The sequence below is a fragment of the Vibrio frigidus genome (genome assembly GCF_042465995.1).
GTDB lineage: Bacteria > Pseudomonadota > Gammaproteobacteria > Enterobacterales > Vibrionaceae > Vibrio.
On the sequence record NZ_JBCDMC010000010.1, the window covers coordinates 110398 to 128236 of the forward strand.

Consider the following 17839-nt stretch of genomic DNA (forward strand, 5'->3'; position numbering starts at 1 on the left):
ATCTCTATTATTCCGAGTTTAGGTGATTGAATAAATTCCTCTCAGTATATATTGAATTTGTGCTCTAGAGAGAATTTCTACCGCATTAAGCTCCTATCCAATATCGACAATGATATAATACAAACTGTACATTGATTGATAAAAACGAATTATTGTCTAGGAGAGCCAAGTGTCTGTTTCTATTAAAGGTGAATTTCCAGTACGACGTATGCGTCGTATGCGTAAGCACGATTTTAGTCGCCGTTTAATGGCCGAAAATCAGATAAGTGCGAGTGACCTTATCTACCCGATGTTTATATTGATGGGTAAAAATCGACGCGAAGCCGTTGATTCGATGCCAGGCGTAGAGCGTTTATCAATTGATTTGATGTTAGAGGAGGCTCAGTTACTTGCTAAATTGGGTGTGCCCGCTATCGCATTATTTCCTGTGGTTAATCAAGACGTCAAAAGTTTATGCGCGCAAGAGGCGTATAACTCGGAAGGATTAGCACAACGAGCAGTGAGAGCGTTAAAAGAACACGTGCCGGAAATAGGTGTGATTACTGATGTTGCTCTGGATCCGTTCACGACACACGGACAAGATGGCATCATCGATGAAGCCGGTTATGTCATGAATGAAGAAACAACAGACGTTTTAATCAAGCAGGCGCTTTCTCATGCAGAAGCCGGTGCTGACGTTGTTGCACCTTCAGATATGATGGATGGGCGAATTGGTCGTATCCGAGAAGCTTTGGAAGAGGCGGGATACATTCACACCCAAATAATGGCTTATTCTGCTAAGTACGCGTCGAACTATTACGGTCCATTTAGAGATGCCGTCGGATCAGCGTCAAATCTGAAAGGTGGTAATAAGAAAAATTATCAGATGGATCCTGCGAACAGTGATGAAGCATTACATGAAGTTGCAATGGATATCAATGAAGGTGCCGATATGGTGATGGTTAAACCCGGTATGCCTTATTTAGATATTGTTCGACGAGTGAAGTCTGAACTGAAAGTTCCTACATTCGCCTATCAAGTATCTGGCGAATATGCAATGCATAAAGCGGCTATTCAAAATGGTTGGTTAAAAGAGAAAGAGACCGTAATGGAGTCATTGCTGTGCTTTAAGCGCGCAGGAGCGGATGGTATTTTGACCTATTTTGCCAAAGACGTAGCACTTTGGCTTGCGGAAGATAATGCCAAAGCGAAAGAAAGCATCAGCGAGTAACCTCTACTTAATCGCTTAAAAATTAAAAACGGAGTCAAATGACGCCGTTTTTTTGTTTTAATGCCTGATTAATTGGATTTAGCGCTTGTCTATACAAAGTTTTTTCAAATAACTCTTGCAATGCGAATGAGAATGGTTATTATTACCATGTCTTCAGGAGATGATTCACTGTTTACCAAAGTAGTTGAATTTTATCTCTTATTGACACGACATTGCTCACATTGCTTCCAGTGTATTAGGCTATTAGGAAAAGCAGGATCCGATTCTGCTTGTACTAGTTATGCTAAGCGACATCTCTTGATGTCGCTTTCTTTTTTTAAGTCATACCGAATCCCATCTTTGTACAATACCGCTAGTTGAAAATAATTATCTTTTGTCCTATCGAGAACTTTTCCACAATTAAGGATCATTTTTTGATCTTTAACTTCTCAAGTTGTTTCCATTTAATCCGTTGATATTTAAGGTTTTTATGTGAATAAAATAGTAAATTCGCATGGATTTTTTTTAAGCGATCAGAAAGTACAAACAGACTTATCCACAGAAAACTTGATATGTTCTTGCAAATAACAGCCGCATAGGTTTCGTTATCTGAATGGATAATAATGACCTTTCATGGCATTCTAAGTGAATAACTTTTCCCTGTTCTGGATTACAATCTCATGGCAAGCATTCCTGAAAACCCACTGATACTTATCGATGGCTCTTCTTATCTTTACCGTGCATTTCACGCATACCCCGATTCTATGAGTAATGGAGATATTCCAACTAATGCCGTTTATGGTGTAGTTAACATGCTGCGAAGTATGATGCGTCAATTTTCTACTGAAAAAATAGTCGTCATATTCGATGCCAAAGGAAAAACGTTTCGAGATGATTTGTATCCAGAATACAAAGCTAATCGACCTTCTATGCCGGACGAATTGCGCTGTCAGATAGAGCCTCTTTATAACGTAATAAGAGCAATGGGATTACCGTTAATATCTATTCCCGGAGTGGAAGCTGATGATGTAATAGGTACGTTGTCTTCTCAGGCATCTGCAGCGGGTATGCCAGTACTTATTAGTACTGGCGATAAAGACATGGCACAGCTTGTTGACGAAAATGTAACCCTGATTAACACCATGACTAATGTTGTGATGGACAGGGAAGGTGTCATTGAGAAATTTGGTATCCCTCCTGAACTAATTATCGATTATCTTGCGCTAATGGGGGATAAGGTTGATAACATTCCAGGCGTTCCCGGTGTAGGTGATAAAACGGCAACGGCACTTTTACAAGGAATCGGTAGTGTCGATGAGATATACAATAATTTAGACGGTATTGCGGCACTGGGCTTCCGTGGTTCTAAAAACATGGCTAAAAAGCTTATCGATAACAAAGAAAATGCATATATGTCTTATGAACTCGCCACTATTAAGTTAGATGTTGAGTTAGAAGAGACACATGACTCTTTACTAAAACAAGAACCAAATCGTGATGAGTTGATAGAACTTTATGGCAAACTTGTATTCAAGGCATGGTTGAATGAGTTATTAGATGGTGGAACTGGCGTCGTCGAAGCTGATGATAAGTCTGGTCGTGCTGCAGGGGCATCGACAGGCAGTAATACCACTTCTACTCTAGATAACAGTGCGGTAAAGATAGACAGAAGCCAGTATGAAACGATTTTGAGCGCAGAGAGTTTTCACCAATGGTTAGAGAAACTGAAAGAGTGTGATCTCTTTGCATTCGATACTGAAACCGACAGTTTAGACTATATGGTAGCTAATCTTGTTGGGCTTTCATTTGCCGTTGAAGAAGGCATTGCTGCGTATGTACCTCTTACTCATGACTACATGGACGCACCAGAGCAGTTAGATAGAGAATGGGTGTTATCACAACTCAAACCAATCTTAGAAGATGATAGCCGTAAAAAGGTCGGTCAAAACCTAAAATATGATGCCAGTGTTTTGGCTCGATATGATATTGAAATGAAAGGTATCAAACATGACACAATGTTAGCTTCTTACGTTTATAACAGCGTTGGTGGCAGGCATGATATGGACAGCTTGGCACTTCGATTTCTGCAACACAGTTGTATTTCGTTTGAGGCGATAGCCGGTAAAGGAAAAAAACAACTTACGTTCAACCAAATAGATATAGATCAGGCTTCACCATATGCAGCAGAAGATGCAGACGTGACATTGCGTCTGCATAATCGTATATACGCTGAAATTGAGAAAGATGAAAAGATTAAATCGGTATATGAAGAAATAGAGATACCGCTTGTGCCTGTACTCTCTCGCATAGAAAGAACCGGAGTTTTTATTGATGATATGTTGTTATCCGCACAGTCTCAGGAAATTGCTGTTCGTTTAGATGAATTAGAAAAAGAGACGTATGAAATCGCAGGTCAGGAGTTTAACTTAAGCTCACCTAAGCAGTTGCAAGCGATCTTGTTTGAGAAGATGGGGCTTCCAGTCGTAAAGAAAACACCGTCGGGTGCGCCTTCAACAAATGAAGAGGTTCTTCAAGAGCTCGCTCTTGATTACCCATTACCAAAACGAATCTTAGAGTATCGTGGACTCGCTAAGCTGAAATCAACTTATACTGATAAGCTGCCTAAAATGATCAATGCTGAAACTGGCCGGGTGCATACCTCTTATCATCAGGCTGTGACAGCAACTGGTCGTCTTTCATCAACTGATCCAAACTTGCAAAATATCCCCATTCGAAATGAAGAAGGTCGTCGTATACGCCAGGCATTTGTTGCGCCACATGGGTGGAAAATATTGGCAGTCGATTACTCCCAAATAGAACTTCGTATTATGGCTCACCTTTCTGGTGATAAAGCCTTATTAGATGCCTTCAAAAATGGGAAAGATATCCATGCAGCAACGGCGGCGGAAGTGATGGGAGTTAGCATTGAAGACGTGAGTAGTGAGCAACGTCGACGTGCTAAAGCCATTAATTTTGGATTAATATATGGCATGAGCGCTTTTGGTCTGGCTAAGCAACTTGGTATACCTAGACACGAAGCTCAAGACTATATGAATACTTATTTCGAACGCTACCCAGGTGTTTTGCAATATATGGAAGACACACGTTCACAAGCATCGGTTCAAGGCTACGTAGAGACAATATTCGGTCGAAAACTGTACCTTCCAGAAATTAAATCTCGTAATGGTATACGTAGAAAAGCAGCAGAACGAGCGGCTATCAATGCGCCGATGCAAGGGACCGCTGCGGATATTATTAAAAAAGCGATGTTGTTGGTCGATAATTGGGTTCAGTCTGAGGGTGATGGAAAAGTGCGTTTGCTTATGCAGGTACACGATGAATTGGTATTTGAAGTGAAAGAGAGCGTATTAGCCGAAATTGAAATAAAAATACAGAATTTGATGGAATCGGCGGCAGAAATAAATGTCCCCTTAGTGGCTGATGCGGGTCATGGTGATAACTGGGACCAGGCTCACTAGACACTTTTTAACTAAATAAGACCTAAATACATGAGCCAGCGCACATTCGTTGGCTTTTTTTTATTCAAAATAAAGTAGTGTGATCTCAATCACTTATGTATTTTTGATAAAAAATGATGAAAATAAATTACAAAAACTATTTTCAAATATGATCGTTTGTTGTACAGTAACTCTCGTAGGGTACAGAGGTAAGATGTTCTATCTTTCAGACCTTTTGTTTCACGTTATTGGATTAGGCTAATTCAGCCGCCCCAGTCAATATTTGACTGGGGCGTTTTTTATTGCGGCAAAAAAAATATTGTCATTATAGTAAAACTCCCATTAATTCATTGTTTTAATAGGTTATAAATCCCCATCACTAGTTTGAATATATGACTGCGCCTTTACTTTTATTTTGTTGTAAATTCTTATTGAGCGAAAGAAAATCAGTGTCTGTTGAGATGATGAAATCTGAGTTCATATGTCAAGAAACGATTCAAACCCTCAGAAACTCTTTAAAGGTAAATCTTCAACGTGATGTGTTTGGATGAAATTAAGTTACATAAATGTTAATAAATAACTGAGTGCGACGTTTGGCGTTTGTTGAAAATTCGGTTTTTTGACGTTAGGTAAGTAGGAAACAGATAGGCAGTTGTAATGAAGGGAATGAGATACGAATATTCTACCGTTATCCCCACCCATTTCCGGTGGGGTTTTTTATTGTCTTCTATTCTGCGTCGTCTTCTGAACGTGCAGTATCTTCCTCGCTAGAAGCCTCTTCTGACACGGAAGTTTCTGCTGCCAGTTCTTCCAGCGCTAAAATCGCAGGGGCAAACCATATGTCGAGTTTAGCGCGTAGCTGGTCAACACCAATTCCCTTCAATGATGAAAATAGATCAACGGCGACATTGCCATCAAATTCTAATGCGTCTTTTTTGATCTTATTTAGTTGTGCTTTACGTGCACCACTTTTCAATTTATCCGCTTTAGTTAGCAAAACTTGTACAGGGATATTGCACTCTACAGCCCAATATATAAGCTGTTGATCGAGATCTTTCATCGGATGACGAATATCCATTAATACGACGAGACCTTTTAAACATTCTCGTTTTTGTAGATATTCACCTAAAGATTTTTGCCATTTCTTCTTTAGTTCGATAGGAACTTGTGCAAATCCATATCCAGGTAGATCAACGATATGACAGTGCTCTTGAACCTTAAATAGGTTAATTAACTGCGTACGACCCGGTGTTTTACTGGTCTTTGCTAAACTACGCTGGTTCGTCAAGCGGTTAAGTGCGCTAGATTTACCTGCATTTGATCGTCCAGCAAACGCAATTTCGATACCTTCGTCTTCTGGTAAGTGGCGAATATCGGGTGCACTAGTGATAAAATGCGTGTTTTGATAGTGAATTTTTGCGCTCAATGTTAACTCCATCTGACTTTATGTAGTCAGTTGATTGCTTTTTTGTTAAATTGTGTAAAATAACCGCTAAAGGGTAATAAAGTCGAATATTGTACCACGTCGTACCCAAAAAAACGTGGTACTGGAAGCCTAGGTCTGTCTTTTTATTCAGTTGTGTAAGTATGAAAAAAAGCAGAGCCTCATAATAATAATGGAATGTCATGAATAAATTAGCACTAATCTTGGGGCTGTTCGCCAGCTTCACTGTTTGGGCCCAAGGTAATGTCGAAGCTGGTAAAGCTAAATCTGCAACCTGTGTTGCTTGTCACTCTGCTGATGGAAATAGTCTAATCACGCAATACCCCAAAATAGCGGGTCAGCATGCAGGCTATTTAGAGAAGCAGCTTGCTGAGCTTAAACTCGGTATAGAAACTTCTGGAGAGAAAGGTAGGTACGATCCAATAATGAGCCCAATGGCTATGTCATTATCTGATCAAGATAGACAAGATTTAGCCGCATATTACTCATCTCTGCCTATCTCTGATAACTCAACGCCCGAAGATGTCGTTGAGCAAGGCAAGACGCTTTATCTTGCTGGTAATGCTGAGCGTGGTTTAACCGCTTGTGTCGCGTGTCATGGTCCAAGAGGTAATGGTACCGCATTGTCTGGATTCCCGAAAATTTCAGGTCAACATGCCGATTACATCAAAATTCAGTTAACCAAGTTTAGAGCAGGTGAGCGTAAAAATGATCTCAATGAGATGATGCGCGATATTGCAATGAAGCTGACAGATAAAGAGATAGATACGCTTTCAAAATATGTTGGTGGTTTGCATTAAATTTACATTTAACCACTAGCAAGTAAACGTATTAAATCTGATCCCTTAGCAAACTTTGTATTGCTGAGGGATTTTTTATACCTATTTTGCGTACAAGTTATATCAACCCCAACAAATAACGGTCAGCTGATATGGGTTCTATGAGGAAAACATAAATGTGAATGGTATTAGCACTATTTTTCTGGTGAAATAAGCTCCACTATTCCTTCCAATTCTGGTATGTTTCGCATCCCAATATGAGGATGTACCTATGCAGCCGTGTCCTTTGTGTGAAGATGAACACTCTCAACACTATTACAAAGACAAGAGAAGGGATTATTTTCAATGTATCCGGTGTCATCTTGTGTTTGTTCCAATGGTGCAACGGCTAGATACCGAATCCGAAAAAGCGATGTATGATCTGCATAACAATAATCCTTCTGATGAAGGTTATAGACGTTTTTTGTCGCGATTGTCAGATCCTCTAATGGAAAAAATTAGCCCGAACTCTACAGGGTTAGATTTTGGTTGTGGTCCGGGACCTGCTTTATCTATGATGCTGCAAGAATCGGGACACAATATGACGCTATACGATATCTACTACTATCCTGATAATAAGGTATTAGATAAAACGTATGACTTCATCACTGCCACAGAGGTAATAGAGCACCTCTATTACCCTAAAGATGTGTGGTATAAATGGTTGAATTTAGTTAAACCAAGTGGCTGGATTGGTGTTATGACCAAACTAGTAATAGACGTAGAAGCGTTTTCGAAATGGCATTATAAAAATGATCTTACTCACGTTTGTTTTTATAGCCGAAAAACTTTTCAGTACTTGGCCGAGCGGGATAAGCTCCAACTTGAATTTGTTGGTAATGATGTAATTTTACTGAGGAAACTCCAGTAATGAGTAGAAATAAAAGATCAAGACAACCTGGTTCTTCAGGTGAAGTAGAAGTAATCGTAACGCGAAATCGTAGCGAAGCGGATGTGGAAGGGCGTTTGCGTAAGCGTGTTAAAAAACGTAAAGGACTAAAAACTGGAACTCGTAACACCGACGCTGCAGAAAAAAAACAGAAAACGGCTGCGCAGCAGCGAGATCCTCGTTTAGGTAGTAAAAAGAAAATCCCATTGATTGTGGATTCAAAGAAAAAACTGAACAAGCAAGAACGTCGTTTATCTGCGGCGGAAGAACTTGAAACGCTAGAAAATGACGCCCAACTTAATGTTCTGTTAGACAGAATTGAGAATGGTGAGAAGCTCGGCACTGGTTTGCAAAGTTATGTGGATGAAAAGTTAGATCGGATTGAAATATTGATGAATCAACTTGGTCTTATGGAGCCTGAAGAGGAGCTGGAAGACGAAGATGAAGAAATTGTTATCGAACCGGTTTTAACAAAGAAGAAAAAGAGTGCAAGTTCGGACGAAGAACTTTTATCTCAGTTTGAAGGTCTAAACCTAAATGACTTTAAAGGATAAGAGATGGTGAGCGTAACCATAGTACTTATTATTGGTGGGCTAATTATTCTCGGTTTAGCATCCTATGCCATTTACCTGTGGTTACAGGTTAAGAAGCAAAAACAGCTAGAAAAAGAAGTAATGAATATCGCCATCGCTAAGCGGAATGCAAATATTTTTGATAGTGTAAATACCCTTTGTATGGCTGGTATTCAAGGTCAATGTGATCTGTCTGAAGTTAGTATTCGTGTGGTCTGTATTCTTGATTACATTCAAGGTGAAGCCCGTATCGATATTGAAAAAGAATACCCAGCACTTTTTGAGCTATATGAGATTGTCAAAGATATGGCTAGGGGTGATAAGAGACAAGAGTTAGTCAAACAAGATCGGATGAAACAGACGCTAGAACGACAAAAAGCGGAAGTTCGATTAGCGGATGACATAATAAAAGATCTTCAAAAACTGCAGATTCAAATACAACCTCTAAGTGCCTCTCCTACAGACACAGTGACCGCGAATAGATAGATTTTTGCTCACTCTTTCTTATCTAACCAGAAAGAGTGAGTGATCCTGTTATCAGTTCTGAACATTTCTTCAGCAAATTACTCCCGTTTATCTCTGTCTGTTGTAGTGATATGGCAGAATACGTGGTCAAAGTATGAAAACAAAATTTAATGGAACGCAATATTATGTCTAGTGAACAAATAGTTTGGGATCAAGCGATATTAGATAAGTATAACTATTCGGGACCAAGATATACCTCCTATCCAACAGCCTTAGAATTTCATGAAGCTTTTACCATTGCGGAATTTGATATGGCATGCCGTCAGTATCCTGAACGGCCCTTATCACTTTATATTCATATACCGTTCTGTCACAAGCTCTGCTACTACTGTGGCTGTAATAAAGTGATTACTCGGCATTCTCACAAGGCAGACGAGTATCTAGACGCGATAGAACATGAAATTCGCCAAAGGGCGTTCCTGTTAAACGAGCGTAGAGTGACTCAACTGCACTTTGGTGGTGGAACGCCGACGTTCTTAAGTAAAGAGCAGATGAGCCGTTTGATGGCTATTGTTCGAGGTGAATTTAATTTTGACCCTGATGCTGAGATTAGCATTGAGGTTGATCCTCGCGAAATTGAACTGGATATGCTTGATCACCTGCGTGGCGAAGGTTTTAACCGTTTAAGTATCGGTGTGCAAGATTTCAATAAAGAAGTTCAAAAAGTGGTGAATCGTGAGCAAGATGAAGCGTTCATTTTCGCCATGGTCGCACGCGCTAAAAAGCTTGGCTTTCGTTCAACCAACTTGGATCTGATTTACGGGTTACCATTGCAAACAAAAGAGTCGTTTGCTGTCACTTTAAAACAAGTGCTAGAGATGAAACCTGGTCGGTTGTCGGTATTTAACTACGCGCATATGCCAAATTTATTTGCTGCTCAGCGTAAGATAAATGAAGATCTGTTGCCATTAGCAGAGGTTAAGATGGATATCCTTCAGGATACTATCTCTACGCTGACTGGCGCGGGTTATCAGTTTATCGGTATGGATCACTTTGCATTGCCTGACGATGAGCTAGCCGTCGCTCAGCGTGAAGAAATATTGCACCGTAATTTCCAAGGTTACACTACGCAAGGAGAGTGTGATTTACTTGGCTTTGGTGTTTCCGCTATTTCAATGATTGGCGATACCTACGCGCAAAACCAGAAAGAACTTAAGAAGTACTACGCTCAAGTTGATGAGATGCGCCACGCATTATGGAAAGGCGTTTCTTTAGATTCTGATGACTTGATTCGTCGTGAGGTGATTAAAGCGCTTATTTGTAATTTCAAATTAGATAAGACACAAATCGAATCAATGTTTGACCTAACATTTAACGATTATTTTGCTGAAGATCTAAAGCTTCTACAGACGTTTGTTGATGATGAGTTGGTTGAAGTGACAGAAACGGATATTCGTGTTACCGCGCGAGGTCGTTTGCTTATTCGCAATATTTGTATGTGTTTTGATAAGTACTTGCGAGATAGAGCAAGACAACAGCAATTCTCACGAGTTATATAGCAAAGACTATTCGTCAAATTCCCGTTTTCGCTGGAATACTGTTCGGTTAGTACTCAAATCATTCGTCAAGATCCCCACTTTCGTGGGGATTTCGCTGTTTTTTGTGAGAATAGGTCGATTTTCGTAAAGGTTTTTTCTAATACCAGTTAAATTTCCAGCCCATGTTATTTCTTAGTTGATATCCAGCTCTTTCAGTTTACGAGTGAGCGTATTTCGCCCCCAACCAAGTACTTTTGCGGCTTCCTGCTTATGCCCATTGGTATGACTCAGTGCCGTTTTTAACAAGATACGCTCAAACTCAGGTAGTGCGTAGGCAAGTAATTCTGTTTCACCAGAGTTTAAAGCGGTTTGAGCCCAGTGTTCTAGTTGGGTTTGCCAACTTCCTGTTCCCCCGGTATTTGTCACGGTTTTTTCTTCAAGTAGCTCTGTCGGTAAATCTGAAGGTAATACTTCACTACCACTTGCCATAACGGTTAACCAGCGGCAGATGTTCTCTAATTGACGAACATTTCCCGGCCAAGCTAGGCGCTTAAGCGCATCGACGGTGCCTGAATGTAGAGACTTCATTTCTACGCCAAGTTCGTCTGCAGCACTTGCTAAGAAATGCAGAGTGAGTTTTTCTATGTCTTGTTTTCTATCTCTTAATGCTGGGATATGTACTCGAATAACATTGAGTCGGTGAAATAGATCCTCCCTAAAACCACCTTCATGAACTAATTGTTCAAGATTTTGGTGTGTTGCAGCAACAATTCTAACATCTACCTTAATAGCTTGGTGACCACCGACTCTATAAAACTGCCCATCGGCCAAAACACGCAGCAAACGTGTTTGAATATCAAGCGGCATATCGCCTATTTCATCTAGAAATAATGTACCACCATTTGCTTGCTCAAACCTGCCTTGACGGACATTATTCGCACCAGTGAAGGCCCCTTTTTCATGACCAAAAAGTTCTGACTCAATTAAGTCTTTAGGTATGGCGGCCATGTTGAGCGCAATAAAAGGTTTTGTTGCTCTTGGGCTGTGTCGGTGGAGAGCGTGGGCAACAAGCTCTTTACCTGTACCAGACTCGCCATTGATGAGCACTGAAATAGAAGAGCGGGACAATCGACCAATTGCTCTGAATACTTCTTGCATCGCGGGTGCTTCACCAATGATTTCTGGTGTTTCGCTAGCAAACGTATCCCCGGTCGCGGTCTCTTTTTTCTGTTCGTGGCTATGAATAATTGCTCTTTCAACTAAGGTGAGAGCTTCATCGATGTCAAATGGCTTAGGTAGATATTCAAATGCCCCTTTTTGATAGGCATTTACCGCAGCATCCAAGTCTGAATGTGCCGTCATTATTATGACTGGGAGTTCAGGGTAGCGAGTATGAACCTGATTAAGCAGGTCCAGACCATCGATACCCGGCATACGTATGTCGGATACCAGCACATCTGGGGTTTCACGTTCCAGTGACATCAAGACACTCTCTGCATCTGCAAATGTCTCACACTTGATATTGGCAGACGACAGTGTTTTTTCCATTACCCAACGGATGGAACTATCGTCATCAACAACCCAAACATATCCTTTACTCATACATATCCTTTACTCATATAGAGGCTTTCTTGCCTTTTCCTATCTCACATCCGTTAGATAGGGAGATAAATTGTAAATGTCGTTCGACCAGGCCAACTTTCTACATCTATTTTTCCATTGTGTTGGTCGATTAAATTTTGTGAAATTGACAGCCCTAATCCAGTTCCGCCATCTCTACCACTCACCATTGGATAAAAGAGCGTGTCTTGCAGATTTGTTGGAATGCCAGGTCCATTATCTATGACCTCAATTCGAGCGGCCAATTTATGACGTTGGCCATGGATATTGGCCTGATGCATGGTTCTGGTTTTAATAGTTATCCTTGCATCATCTTGATTAATCATCATTTGTGCCGCATTGCTTACAATGTTCAACATCGCCTGTTCTACCTGATCCGTATCCATCAGAATGTCAGGTAGACTGGGGTCATAATCCCTATCAATAGTGAGATTAGAACCTGACTCCAGTTCGACCAGTTGTCGTACTTTTTCTAATACAACATGCAAGTTTTCGTGTTCTTTTTTTCCTGGTTTTTGAGGGCCAAGCAAGCGGTCAACAAGTGCTCTTAGACGATCCGCTTGCTCGATAATAATCTGTGTATATTCCGTTAAAGAAGGATCTGGGAGCATTTTCCCTAATAACTGAGCTGCACCTCTTAAACCACCTAAAGGGTTTTTAATTTCATGAGCCAATCCTCTCACGAGCAGCTTGGCGGCTTGTTGTTGTGCATGTTGATTTAGCTCTTGGCTTAAGCGACGTTGCTGACCAATTTTACGCATCTCTATAAGTAGCATTAATTGCTTATTCCAAGAGAGTGGGCTGGCGGTGACTTCTAACATTAGTGGCTTACCATCAATGATAAAAGTGACATCGCTATCCGTCATGCTTTGACCGCTTTGCAAAGGCTGAGTTAATAAAGCGATATCCATCGAGGCGTGTTGAATGAGCTGTGACAAAGACTTATCTATTATGCGTTTAGTACTTTGCGAAAATAACTGCTCTGTAGCCGGGTTGGCGTAACGAATGACTAGATTTTCATCAAGCATTAAGGTGGCGGTTACAATGTTATCCAATATGGCTGTTGAAAGCTCTGTTGTCACAATTTCCGACCTCGCTCTGCTCTATGATTGCACCTAGCACCAAAATGGTGCAACGCTAAGTTCAGTATGAACCATGAAAAGTAAGATACAACGGTTAACCGGTGATAAAACGTAGAAAATTGAAGGTTTATCCACGAGCTCGCTCTATTTTATATACTCACAACGTTAATGCACCGTTATGGTTTAAATAATGCAATAACCTTGCCGCTTCCTAGGGCGTAGTGCCGAAGTATAAACTTCAACGTATTAGAAGGTGATTTAGAGGTACAAAAAAGGCTCGCTTATGCGAGCCCTTTAGATAGTGAAAAATGAACGTTTATACAGAGTAGTAAAGTTCAAACTCAAGTGGATGAGTTGCCATGTTTACTTTCACTACATCTTCAGTCTTAAGTGCGATATAAGAATCGATAAAGTCATCAGAGAATACACCGCCAGATGTTAAGAACTCACGGTCTTCGTCTAAGCACTGAAGTGCTTGTTGTAGCGATTCTGCAACGGTTGGGATCTCGGCCGCTTCTTCAGCTGGAAGGTCGTAAAGGTCTTTATCCATTGCTTCACCAGGATGAGTCTTGTTCTTAATACCATCAAGACCAGCCATTAACATTGCAGCGAATGCTAAATATGGGTTAGCTGTTGGGTCACCAAAACGTAGTTCAATACGACGTGCTTTCGGGCTTGGTACCACAGGGATACGGATAGAAGCAGAGCGGTTACGAGCTGAGTAAGCGAGCATAACTGGAGCTTCAAAACCTGGGACAAGGCGCTTGTATGAGTTCGTTGATGCGTTGGCAAATGCGTTGATTGCACGAGCATGCTTGATGATACCGCCGATATAATAAAGCGCCATTTCAGATAGGCCGCCGTACTTGTCACCAGCAAATAAGTTTACGCCATCTTTATTAAGAGACATATGGACGTGCATACCAGAACCGTTATCACCCACAATTGGCTTAGGCATAAATGTAGCTGTTTTACCGTATGCGTGAGCAACGTTATGAACCACGTACTTATAGATTTGGATTTCATCTGCTTTAGCCGTTAACGTGTTAAAGCGAGTTGCGATTTCATTTTGACCAGCAGTGGCTACTTCATGGTGATGTGCTTCAACAACAAGGCCCATTTCTTCCATAACTAGACACATGGCAGAACGGATATCTTGAGACGAATCAACAGGTGCTACAGGGAAGTAACCGCCTTTAACGCCAGGACGGTGACCTTTGTTGCCTTCTTCGAAATCAGAACCAGAGTTCCAGCTTGCTTCTACATCATCAATTTTGTAGAAAGAGCCCGACATGTCAGAATGGAATTTAACATCATCAAATAGGAAGAACTCAGGTTCAGGACCGATAAGTACAGTATCTGCAACACCAGAAGCACGCATGAAGTCTTCTGCACGTTTTGCGATTGAACGTGGGTCACGATCGTAACCTTGCATTGTTGCAGGTTCTAGGATGTCACAACGAATATTCAGTGTCGCATCATCTGTGAATGGGTCTAGAACAGCACTTGATGGATCTGGCATCATGACCATATCTGACTCGTTGATACCTTTCCAACCAGCAACAGAAGAACCATCAAACATTTTGCCATCTTCAAAGAAGTCAGCATCTATTTGGTGAGATGGAATAGAAATATGTTGTTCTTTACCTTTAGTGTCGGTAAAGCGCAGGTCAATAAACTTAACTTCATTTTCTTGGATCAGTGATAAAACATTTTCTACTGACATCTTGGATAACCTCCAGTGTTATTAATTTGGTACAATTTCGAATCTAAAAAATTGTCATTGAGTAATTTCTAAACATTAAGTGAATTACCCGATGCTAACCTTCTAAGCGAAAACTGTGCCACTTATTTTAATCCTTTAATTTCAAGGTCTTGGGCTGTTCTTGTATTCTTTTGGTGCAGAATGTGCACCAAAATGATCCTTGCATGCACCAATAGTGTGCGTTCAATGTTGAACTATACTAAGAATCGAACAATCTCTATTCAGCACCCATGGTTAAAAAATGTCAATCTGATTTTAGAAACGGTAATACTTTAACGTTTATCCGTTATCAATGACTCTGTTAATGAAGGTTGCAAAGCGCAGGTTTGAGGTATGTCGGTTGTATTTAATTCCGGCTATTTAACAATATATAGATAAAGATCACATTCTTTAGGTATTTGAGCAAAAATCTGATACATTAGCGCCGATTTTTAAAACTGTTTATTTTTAAAACGGTTTTACACAACTTTAAACCATTGTTGCGATGTTTCGCAGCTTCATTATGACTGAGTGAATCAAAATTCATGACTACTCCACAGATTGAAAAATTAAGAAATATCGCGATCATCGCGCACGTTGACCACGGTAAAACGACTCTTGTAGATAAACTGCTTCAGCAGTCAGGCACGCTAGAATCTCGTGGAGAAGTTGAAGAACGTGTAATGGACTCGAATGATATCGAGAAAGAACGCGGTATCACTATCCTTGCAAAAAACACAGCGATTAACTGGCACGACTACCGAATCAATATCGTTGATACCCCAGGACACGCCGATTTCGGTGGTGAAGTGGAACGTATCATGTCTATGGTTGACTCCGTATTGCTTATTGTTGATGCGGTTGATGGACCGATGCCTCAAACTCGCTTTGTAACACAAAAAGCGTTCGGACATGGCCTTAAACCTATTGTTGTTATCAACAAGGTTGACCGTCCTGGTGCTCGCCCTGATTGGGTAATGGACCAAGTTTTTGACCTTTTTGACAACCTAGGTGCAACAGATGAGCAATTGGATTTCCAAGTTGTTTATGCTTCAGCATTAAACGGTTGGTCTACGCTAGAAGAAGATGTTGTCGGTGAAGACATGGAACCATTGTTCCAAGCCATCGTAGACAACGTAGAGGCGCCTGCCGTTGATATCAATGGTTCTTTGCAGATGCAAGTTTCTCAGCTTGATTACAGCTCTTATGTTGGTGTTATCGGTGTTGCGCGTGTTACTCGTGGTAAAGTTGCACCAAACCAGCAAGTGACAATTGTTAGTGCTGATGGTACAAGACGAAATGGAAAAGTTGGTACCGTTCTTGGTTACCTTGGTCTTGACCGCCATGAAATACAACAAGCCAATGCGGGTGACATTATTGCCTTTACAGGTTTGGGTGAGTTGAAGATTTCTGACACTATTTGTGATCAAAATAATGTTGAAGTCATGGTTCCTCTTTCTGTCGATGAACCCACGGTAACAATGACGTTTCAGGTAAACACCTCTCCGTTTGCAGGTAAAGAAGGTAAATTTGTTACCTCTCGTAATATCCTAGAACGTCTTGAGAAAGAATCCGTTCATAACGTTGCATTACGTGTAGAACAAACAAATGATCCTGATAAATTCCGAGTGTCTGGTCGTGGAGAGCTTCACCTTTCTATTCTTATCGAGAATATGCGTCGTGAAGGCTTCGAGCTTGCAGTATCTCGCCCAGAAGTAATTCTAAAAGAAGAAGATGGTAAGCTTTTAGAACCATACGAGACAGTGACTATCGATGTGGTTGAAGCAAACCAAGGTAATATCATGGAGAACATCGGCATCCGTAAAGGTGAGCTAACTGATATGTCTCCAGATGGTAAAGGCCGTGTACGTATGGACTTTATGATGCCTTCTCGTGGTCTTATCGGTTTCCAAACTGAATTTATGACGATGACGTCTGGTTCAGGTCTGCTTTATCATACGTTTGATCATTATGGCCCACATAAAGGTGGTGTTATTGGTCGACGTGCTAATGGTGTTCTTGTCTCAAATGCGACAGGTAAAGCTCTGACATATGCTCTGTTTAATCTTCAAGAGCGTGGTCGTTTATTTGCTGAACACGCAGATGAAGTGTATGAGGGTCAAATTGTCGGTATCCATAACCGTTCGAATGACCTGACAGTCAACTGTCTTAAAGGTAAGCAGCTAACAAACGTTCGTTCATCTGGTACAGATGAAGCGCAAACATTGTCGCCAGCTATCAAGTACACACTAGAGCAAGCTTTAGAGTTTATCGATGAAGATGAACTTGTAGAAGTAACGCCTGAAAGCATTCGTATTCGTAAGAAACTTCTTACTGAAAACGAACGTAAACGTGCAGGTCGCCCAGCGAAAGCATAACGTCACTCTTTACTTTAAGAAATGACACGAATCCCCCTTCATGCGCGATCATGAAGGGGGATTGTTTTTTTGGTAGACTGAAAAGTGTGGGTTGTTTTAAGCAAAGGAAGTCTATGAAACCGATAGTAATAACAGGTGGCCCCGGTGCAGGAAAAACAAGTATTATTGGTGTACTTGCCACGCGCGGGTACCTTACTTTTGAAGAGAGCCCTCGCTATTTAATTGAGCAGCAATCCTTGTTGACTAATGGCATACTGCCTTGGACACATTTGGCTGAATTTGCAGAAATGTGCCTAGATATGATGAAAAATCAGAAACGGACATCGGAAAAGCAGAGAAATATTTCTTTCTTGGATAGAGCGATACCTGATATATGCGCTTATCTTCAGCTCGGTAAACTGGACGTCGAAAAAAGATATATTGATGCCAGTAACGGTTATTTTGAGAAGGTTTTTTTCTGCGCTCCCAAACAATTAATATACACTCAAGATGCGGTTCGTCCTCACTCTTTTTCTGAGGCATTAGAGATTCATCAGTTACTTTTAACGTGCTACCGAAATTTGGGCTATCAACCGATTAAGGTGCCATGGGGCAGTGTAGAAGAACGAACAGATTTTATATTGGAGCAGATTGGTTAAAGGC

Annotated in this window: 14 protein-coding genes; 10 read left to right on the forward strand and 4 right to left on the reverse strand. The window is 40.9% G+C overall.

The window, feature by feature from the left end; translation table 11 throughout:
- Window positions 1–169 precede the first annotated feature (169 nt).
- From hemB to spfP, 3 genes are all read left to right on the forward strand, one after another.
- A complete protein-coding gene (gene hemB / locus AACW90_RS17445; RefSeq protein ID WP_390236957.1) occupies window positions 170–1210 on the forward strand; it encodes a porphobilinogen synthase in 1041 nt (346 codons plus the stop codon).
- 659 nt (window positions 1211–1869) lie between these two features.
- The gene (gene polA, locus AACW90_RS17450) at window positions 1870–4668 is read left to right on the forward strand and encodes a DNA polymerase I (protein WP_390236959.1); all 2799 of its coding nucleotides are present in this window, start codon (window positions 1870–1872) and stop codon (window positions 4666–4668) included.
- Between the two features lie 193 nt (window positions 4669–4861).
- A complete protein-coding gene (gene spfP, locus AACW90_RS23110; RefSeq protein WP_438356636.1) occupies window positions 4862–4909 on the forward strand; it encodes a small protein SpfP in 48 nt (15 codons plus the stop codon).
- Between the two features lie 465 nt (window positions 4910–5374).
- On the opposite strand, the gene yihA is transcribed toward spfP, so the two are convergent.
- Complete coding sequence (gene yihA, locus AACW90_RS17455) at window positions 5375–6085, reverse strand: ribosome biogenesis GTP-binding protein YihA/YsxC (RefSeq protein ID WP_390236961.1); 711 nt, start codon at window positions 6083–6085, stop codon at window positions 5375–5377.
- 188 nt (window positions 6086–6273) lie between these two features.
- Between yihA and AACW90_RS17460 the strand changes: the two genes are divergently transcribed.
- From AACW90_RS17460 to hemN, 5 genes are all read left to right on the forward strand, one after another.
- Complete coding sequence (locus tag AACW90_RS17460; protein WP_390236964.1) at window positions 6274–6891, forward strand: c-type cytochrome; 618 nt, start codon at window positions 6274–6276, stop codon at window positions 6889–6891.
- Between the two features lie 250 nt (window positions 6892–7141).
- A complete protein-coding gene (locus AACW90_RS17465) occupies window positions 7142–7780 on the forward strand; it encodes a class I SAM-dependent methyltransferase (protein WP_390236966.1) in 639 nt (212 codons plus the stop codon).
- Window positions 7780–8352, forward strand: coding sequence for a Der GTPase-activating protein YihI (gene yihI, locus AACW90_RS17470; protein ID WP_390236968.1), 573 nt, complete (start codon window positions 7780–7782; stop codon window positions 8350–8352). The genes AACW90_RS17465 and yihI overlap by 1 nt, the downstream gene beginning before the upstream one ends.
- Before the next feature lie 6 nt (window positions 8353–8358).
- Window positions 8359–8856, forward strand: coding sequence for a DUF2489 domain-containing protein (locus AACW90_RS17475; RefSeq protein WP_348000143.1), 498 nt, complete (start codon window positions 8359–8361; stop codon window positions 8854–8856).
- Window positions 8857–9020: 164 nt separating this feature from the next.
- On the forward strand, window positions 9021–10394 hold the full coding sequence (gene hemN / locus AACW90_RS17480; RefSeq protein WP_390236970.1) for an oxygen-independent coproporphyrinogen III oxidase: 1374 nt from the start codon (window positions 9021–9023) through the stop codon (window positions 10392–10394).
- 171 nt (window positions 10395–10565) lie between these two features.
- On the opposite strand, the gene glnG is transcribed toward hemN, so the two are convergent.
- The 3 genes from glnG to glnA all read right to left on the reverse strand — a co-directional run bounded on the left by glnG (window position 10566) and on the right by glnA (window position 14801).
- Window positions 10566–11975, reverse strand: a complete 1410-nt coding sequence (gene glnG, locus AACW90_RS17485; RefSeq protein ID WP_390236972.1) for a nitrogen regulation protein NR(I) — start codon at window positions 11973–11975, stop codon at window positions 10566–10568.
- 53 nt (window positions 11976–12028) lie between these two features.
- A complete protein-coding gene (gene glnL, locus AACW90_RS17490; RefSeq protein WP_390237071.1) occupies window positions 12029–13021 on the reverse strand; it encodes a nitrogen regulation protein NR(II) in 993 nt (330 codons plus the stop codon).
- A 370-nt stretch (window positions 13022–13391) separates the two neighbouring features.
- Window positions 13392–14801, reverse strand: a complete 1410-nt coding sequence (glnA, locus tag AACW90_RS17495; RefSeq protein WP_390236974.1) for a glutamate--ammonia ligase — start codon at window positions 14799–14801, stop codon at window positions 13392–13394.
- 563 nt (window positions 14802–15364) lie between these two features.
- Here glnA and typA point away from each other — a divergent pair.
- Together typA and AACW90_RS17505 are read left to right on the forward strand one after the other, a co-directional pair.
- Window positions 15365–17197 carry a translational GTPase TypA gene (gene typA / locus AACW90_RS17500; protein WP_390236976.1) on the forward strand — a complete coding sequence of 611 codons (1833 nt, stop codon included), beginning with the start codon at window positions 15365–15367 and terminating at the stop codon, window positions 17195–17197.
- 113 nt (window positions 17198–17310) lie between these two features.
- Window positions 17311–17835, forward strand: a complete 525-nt coding sequence (locus tag AACW90_RS17505) for an AAA family ATPase (protein WP_390236978.1) — start codon at window positions 17311–17313, stop codon at window positions 17833–17835.
- Window positions 17836–17839 lie beyond the last annotated feature (4 nt).

Coding starts and splice junctions, on each gene's coding strand:
- typA (WP_390236976.1), top strand. CDS start 15,365: ATGACTACTCCACAGATTGAAAAATTAAGAAATATCGCGATCATCGCG.
- hemN (WP_390236970.1), top strand. CDS start 9,021: ATGTCTAGTGAACAAATAGTTTGGGATCAAGCGATATTAGATAAGTAT.
- glnG (WP_390236972.1), bottom strand. CDS start 11,975: ATGAGTAAAGGATATGTTTGGGTTGTTGATGACGATAGTTCCATCCGT.
- glnL (WP_390237071.1), bottom strand. CDS start 13,021: ATGCTTGATGAAAATCTAGTCATTCGTTACGCCAACCCGGCTACAGAG.
- glnA (WP_390236974.1), bottom strand. CDS start 14,801: ATGTCAGTAGAAAATGTTTTATCACTGATCCAAGAAAATGAAGTTAAG.
- AACW90_RS17465 (WP_390236966.1), top strand. CDS start 7,142: ATGCAGCCGTGTCCTTTGTGTGAAGATGAACACTCTCAACACTATTAC.
- polA (WP_390236959.1), top strand. CDS start 1,870: ATGGCAAGCATTCCTGAAAACCCACTGATACTTATCGATGGCTCTTCT.
- yihI (WP_390236968.1), top strand. CDS start 7,780: ATGAGTAGAAATAAAAGATCAAGACAACCTGGTTCTTCAGGTGAAGTA.
- AACW90_RS17460 (WP_390236964.1), top strand. CDS start 6,274: ATGAATAAATTAGCACTAATCTTGGGGCTGTTCGCCAGCTTCACTGTT.
- AACW90_RS17505 (WP_390236978.1), top strand. CDS start 17,311: ATGAAACCGATAGTAATAACAGGTGGCCCCGGTGCAGGAAAAACAAGT.
- yihA (WP_390236961.1), bottom strand. CDS start 6,085: ATGGAGTTAACATTGAGCGCAAAAATTCACTATCAAAACACGCATTTT.